Annotated in this window: 5 protein-coding genes; 2 read left to right on the forward strand and 3 right to left on the reverse strand. The window is 43.7% G+C overall.

Going from position 1 to position 6,000, the window contains the following annotated elements:
• The first annotated feature begins 333 nt into the window (after positions 1–333).
• Entirely contained in the window at positions 334–1,272 is a 939-nt protein-coding gene (gene rluB, locus R7P67_RS20145) for a 23S rRNA pseudouridine(2605) synthase RluB (protein WP_005376798.1), read from the forward strand.
• Positions 1,273–1,459: 187 nt separating this feature from the next.
• Here the strand turns inward: rluB and R7P67_RS20150 are convergent, their stop codons facing one another.
• A complete protein-coding gene (locus tag R7P67_RS20150) occupies positions 1,460–1,780 on the reverse strand; it encodes an HI1450 family dsDNA-mimic protein (protein ID WP_005376800.1) in 321 nt (106 codons plus the stop codon).
• 2 nt (positions 1,781–1,782) lie between these two features.
• Positions 1,783–2,349: an elongation factor P-like protein YeiP gene (gene yeiP, locus R7P67_RS20155; protein WP_005376801.1), complete on the reverse strand. Its 567-nt coding sequence runs from the start codon at positions 2,347–2,349 to the stop codon at positions 1,783–1,785.
• Positions 2,350–2,543: 194 nt separating this feature from the next.
• On the opposite strand from yeiP, the gene R7P67_RS20160 reads away from it, so the two are divergent.
• Entirely contained in the window at positions 2,544–3,311 is a 768-nt protein-coding gene (locus tag R7P67_RS20160) for a nucleotidyltransferase (RefSeq protein WP_033905668.1), read from the forward strand.
• On the opposite strand, the gene R7P67_RS20165 is transcribed toward R7P67_RS20160, so the two are convergent.
• Complete coding sequence (locus R7P67_RS20165; RefSeq protein WP_213876408.1) at positions 3,308–5,671, reverse strand: DNA polymerase II; 2,364 nt, start codon at positions 5,669–5,671, stop codon at positions 3,308–3,310. The genes R7P67_RS20160 and R7P67_RS20165 overlap by 4 nt on opposite strands.
• Positions 5,672–6,000 lie beyond the last annotated feature (329 nt).

Below are 6,000 nucleotides of genomic sequence, written 5' to 3' on the forward strand. Positions count from 1 at the left end.
TACGAACAGTAAACACACCCCAAGTGGTTATTGTTGTAACCCTGACAATTTTATCAGGTACCGCGTGGTTAAAGTGGTTCAGGAAGACCGATATTAGTGGGATTCTCGTTGAGCAATGCCTGCATTAAGTAGTAAAAAAGTTGCAGAATAGGACAAATATTTCGGTCATTTTTGATGTGAATTTTGGTGTGGAGAATGGCGCCGATTTAGCTTACATTAACTAAGAAAGTTACGTATAATGTCCGACCGAAAAATCCCACTGAAATGGGTAAATAGCAAAATGCAGACCAATCCTGGTCTAGACGTCTGTGAAGACGACACATAGGTAGATAAATGAGCGAAAAGTTACAAAAAGTATTAGCACGTGCTGGTCACGGTTCTCGTCGTGAGATTGAATCGTTAATTAAATCTGGTCGCGTTAGCGTGAACGGTGTAGTCGCTAAGCTTGGTGAAAGACTTGAAGACGAGAGCAGCGTAGTTCGTATCGATGGTCACATTGTCTCTGCAAAGATTCAAGAAGAAGTGATTTGTCGTGTACTTGCGTACTACAAACCTGAGGGTGAACTGTGTACTCGTCACGACCCAGAAGGTCGTCGTACTGTTTTTGATCGTCTGCCAAAAATTCGTGGCTCTCGTTGGATTTCAGTTGGTCGTCTGGATGCGAACACTTCTGGTCTTCTACTTTTCACAACGGATGGTGAACTGGCGAACCGCTTAATGCACCCAAGCCGCCAAGTTGAACGTGAATACCTAGTACGTGTGTTCGGTGAAGTAACTGAACAGAAAGTTCGTAATCTAGTCAAAGGTGTTGAACTGGAAGACGGTTTAGCTCGCTTTGAAGATGTTGTTTACGCGGGTGGTGAAGGCATGAACCACACGTTTTACGTTGTTATCAACGAAGGTCGTAACCGCGAAGTTCGTCGACTATGGGAATCGCAAGAGTGTACCGTTAGCCGTCTGAAACGTGTTCGTTACGGCGACATCTTCTTAGATAAGAAACTGCCTCGTGGCGGTTGGATGGAGCTTGACCTGAAAGAAGTAAACTACTTGCGTGAGCTTGTAGAGCTTCGTCCAGAGAAAGAAACCATGCTTGATCTGAACAAAGACAACACGTCACGCAAACGTGAGCGTGCACGCAGCCAAAAAATTCGTCGCGCAGTTAAGCGCCATGAAGAGCGTGTTAACACGCCAAAAGGCCGCAGCAACAACCCTTCTCGTCGTAAGCCGAAGAAGACTGCTGGTGACCAAGGCGCACGCAACAAGCATCGTTAATCGATAGCAAAACATCAGAAAGGCTTGCCAATTCGGCAAGCCTTTTTCTTATCTGTTACATAACAAAAGGATCTAAAGCCGATATAGAGCAGGGTGCTTTGGATAAACAAATATCTCAGCTAAACAAAAACAACAGATAAAAAAATACCAGCACTAGGCTGGTATTTTTGTTCATGATGAAGAAACGTTAATCGCGTTTCCAAAGCATATGGCAGAACTTATGTTCAGGGTCTCGGCTGATTAGCATACGAGCAAATACGTCATCAAGAACGTCATTTTCCTCATTTACTAGGCCGATACGAACCTCTGCATATACTTCTTTGTCGATCTCGAAGCCAACATGTTCAACCCAGTCATCACCGGTTTCAACAAGTTCTGCGGCACCACGATCTTCAAATTGCGCAGTAAACAGAATCACGTCAGCAGGCTCTAGGTTATCTGGAGCCATCTCAAGGAAAATGTCGTACGCTGCGTCGATGACGTCGTCGTAAGAAATCAAATCAGACATGCTTATGCTCGGCTCATGTATTTACGTTCAGCTGTGTTAATGATAACTCGGTCACCAGTTGCAATGTACTCAGGAACCTGGATGACAAGACCTGAAGCGAAGCGTGCTGGTTTAGTACGAGCAGATGCAGAAGCACCTTTGATTGAAGGGTCAGTTTCTTCAATCACTAGCTCAACAGAAGATGGTAGTTCAATACCCACTGCAGCACCGTTAACAAGGATAATGTGGATACCTTGTGTATCTTCGTTGATGAACAGCATGTCGTCTTCAACTTCATTGTGCTTGAATGTGTATTGTGAGTAGTCTTCGTTATCCATGAAGATGTGCTCATCGCCGTCAGCGTATGAGTACACAACTGCACGTTTGTTCATTTCTACCGTTTCAACAACGTCATCAGACTTGTAACGCTCATCTACACGTGCGCCCGTGTTTAGATCTGTACAACGCATTTTGTAGATTTTAGCGCCGCCACGACCGCCAGGAGTCGTTACTTCGATGTCTTTAACTAGAAGAGTTTTACCATTAGACTCGATTGCGAAGCCTTTTTTGATTTCACTTGCCTTTGGCATTGTATATTCCTATTCATACTTATTAAGCAAAACTCGGTGATTATAGCGCTAAGTTAGCCGCCTAGCATTAAAATTCATTGCAGAAATTTGTTGTTACTCCCATGACTAAACACCTGAATGGACTTGATTCGGTGAGTCGGCTAAGAGAACATATAGCCCAACTTCTTGAACCATCTGAGAACACGTTTTAAGTCATGTCTCTGCCTGTTATCGATCCTAAACAACCATTTCAACCAGAGTTTGCGCCTTTAATTAGGGAAGTCACCGCTTGTCTCAAAGGTGGATTGGGGCAAAACTTACACAGCGTTTATGTATACGGTAGTGTTGCTCGTAAAACAGCGATCGTTGGGAAGTCGAACTTAGACCTGGTTGTCGTTACTCAATCATCCTTTGAGCACAATCGCGCGACTTTGCTCAACACAATTAAGTGGCGTGCGCAGCAGAGTTACTCTCAAGTTAATGGTGTATCGGTCCGTACAGCCTTAGTGAGCGAAGTGGCTAATTTAGATAGTATTTTTACTTGGGGCTTTATGCTTAAGCATTGCTGTGTCTGCGTTTATGGTGATGATCTAGCAGACTGCTTCGGTGATTACGTCCCAAGTTGGGAAATTGCTAAGCACTGGAATATGGATGTGGAAGATTGGATTACGGTGTATCGCAAAAAAATCGTACAAGCGAAGACGATAGAAGAGCAGGTGGCCGCCCAGCGCGTGATTGCTAAAAAGTTACTAAGAGCGTCATACTCTTTGGTGATGTATCGAGATAAACGTTGGTTTGATGACCCCGTAGAGTGTGGCAAGGTATTCTTAACTTATCATCCTGAAAAGCAGCTTGAGATCGAGCGGCTAGAAATTTTACTTTCTGGCCGGGGGATTCCCAAGCGTTCTGTTATCGGGCTAATTGATGCGTTTGGTGATTGGTTAGTCAAACAGTACCAGAAAACAGAGTTTCGTATCGGCTAAAACAACCCCATTTGTGGCGCTGAAAGCCTGTCAAAGTCCGTCCCAATGAAAGGGAGAATCGCATCTGCAACGGGTTTGAGTTGTTTATCAATGTAATGTTGATAATCAATCGGGCTATTGAGGTACTCATAAGGTTCAGGGCCGTTCACGGTAATAATGTATTCAATTCGTCCTTTGTTTTGATACTGTAATGGGCGGCCAAGCTTGGCATTTATCTCATCCGCTAAACGAGCTGCACGCACTTGTGGCGGGACGTTTTTCTGATACTCATGCAGTTTTCTGCGCAGTCGCTTTTGATACACCAACTGTTCATCAAATTCACCGTTGTTAGTATTCTCAACCATCTCTCGGACATAGTCGCTTGGATCTTCACCATGGAAAATCATGCTATAGAGTGTATTTTGAAATTTCTGTGCTAACGAGGTCCAGTCAGTACGGGCACTTTCTAACCCTTTAAATACAATCCGTTCTTGCTCTCCTTCACCGATTAAACCCGCATAGCGCTTTTTCGAGCCAGTTTCTGCGCCACGAATCGTTGGCATAAGGAATCTGCGATAATGGGTTTCATACTCGATTTCCAACATAGATGTTAGGTTGTACTCAGAACGCAGGTGTTCTTGCCACCAAGAGTTGATGTAATCAACTAATTGATTTCCAACAGCGTCAGCTTCTACTTGACTGTATGGTCGATTCAACGACACGAATGTGGAATCCGTATCGCCGTAAATCACTTGATATCCTTGCTCCTCAATCAGCACCTTAGTTTGCTTCATGATTTCATGTCCGCGCATGGTAATACTAGAAGCTAACCGAGTATCAAAGAAACGACATCCCGATGAGCCCAGTACGCCATAAAAGGAGTTCATGATGATTTTGATTGCCTGAGAAAAAGCTTTTTCATTGTTCTTCTTTGCAACATCACGTGCTGCCCAAAGCTTTTCAATCATTTCTGGTAAAAAGTGTTTCGTACGATGGAACTGCCCACCGCGAAAGCCAGGTACAGCCTGATTTTCTTCTTTTCCAATATCGAGCAATAACCCCTCAACTAACCCCATAGGATCAATCAAGAACGAGCGAATAATCGATGGATATAGACTCTTAAAATCCAATACTAAAACAGAATCATATAGGTTAGGGATGGAGTCCATCACGTAACCGCCGGGGCTCGCAATCCAATTTTCAGGGTGTAGGTTTGGGGCAACGTAGCCTGCTCGGTGTATCTGAGGCATGTATAGGTTTGTGAATGCTGCAACCGAACCGCCGACACGATCTAGTTCGACACCAGTGAGACGAGAGCGCTCTATTGCAAAGTCAAGCAGGTGAGTGTGATTGAAAATCTTGTTCACCAACACGCAGTCTTGTAAGTTATATTTAGCCAGCGATGGTTTGTCGGAGCGGTACATACGATTGATCTCATCCATACGGTCATGCACGTTGTGGATTTCTTTACCTTCCCCCAAGAGTTCTTGAGATACAGACTCTAATGACCAAGATCGAAAGTGGTAAGTAGCCGTTTTTAGCGTATCGATACCATCCATCACAACTCGCCCGGGAATGGAGATAAACCCTTGTTGGCTTTGAGATGAACTTCTAAAAAAGCTGGCTTGGTCTGCTCTGCCAAGCATTAGCTTCATGTTGTGCCATTCTGCTCGTTTGTGTAGCAGACGAAAGTCAAAATCAATGACATTCCAACCGACAATGACATCGGGGTCGAATTTTTTAAACCAATCGATGAGTGCTTCTAGAAGCGCTTTTTCATCCTTAACCCATTGTATCGGTGTCTCCGAAGGTTCTGGTTCTCCGATCATGATAACGCGGGAATCCATGACGCTGTCTAATCCGATTGAGTAAAGAATGCCTTTCTCAGAGCATTCTAGATCTAACGAGACAACGTTTAACTTCGGCTCATATTGCCCCGCACGGCATTTTGCGCTCTGGACGCGTTGGTAGCCATTGGTGCGAGTCACATTGCCTGTAAACTCGATACTGCCTTTGATAAAACGCTCCATTAGGTAGCGATCGGCGAGGCGAATATCACTTTCATACGTAGTGATATCTTTTTGAGCGAATGTGTCTTTGAGTGCGAGAGCGTCTCTGGTTACATTGGTATAGCAGGCAGCAAGAGGCGTATGTTCAAACGTTTTGAGATCCAAAAGGCGGATGTCGACGAATATGTTTTTTTCTCGTGCGAGTGTCTTTGCTTGCTCTGAGTGTTTCTGAGCGATGAAAAATACTGGCTTCTCACCATTAATAAGTAACTGAGTAGGGCCTGCTTCTGTCGAAAGCCACAGCTCGATTTGAGTTTGACCTTTGATGTCTCGTGCCTGTCGAGTTAGCAGGAAGCCTTGTTGAATATTCAAATGTGAGAAACCTTAGAAAACTTGAAGAACGTTAGTTTAACACTAAGAACTGTGAAAATAACCAGTAAAGAAAGCGTCTCAAATTTTTGCTGGAATTAGTGATTACAAGTTAGTCTTTGGTGCAAGAGGGACAGTGTCATTTTAAGTTATTGCGTGTTTCTCTGGGCAATATGAAACCTAGTTACTTGATTTATTGTACTTAATGTTGTTAATTGTCTTTTCTTAGATTTCGGTTCTGCTCATCACGCTCTAAAATAATAGAGTGGTTTATGAATAAGTTCTTGCTAAAGTTTGCGTTTCAGCACATATTCATAGAAAGCAATTTTTTG

Source organism: Vibrio sp. Vb0937, from assembly GCF_033338855.1.

Coding starts and splice junctions, on each gene's coding strand:
- R7P67_RS20150 (WP_005376800.1), bottom strand. CDS start 1,780: ATGTCTGATTTGATTTCTTACGACGACGTCATCGACGCAGCGTACGAC.
- yeiP (WP_005376801.1), bottom strand. CDS start 2,349: ATGCCAAAGGCAAGTGAAATCAAAAAAGGCTTCGCAATCGAGTCTAAT.
- rluB (WP_005376798.1), top strand. CDS start 334: ATGAGCGAAAAGTTACAAAAAGTATTAGCACGTGCTGGTCACGGTTCT.
- R7P67_RS20160 (WP_033905668.1), top strand. CDS start 2,544: ATGTCTCTGCCTGTTATCGATCCTAAACAACCATTTCAACCAGAGTTT.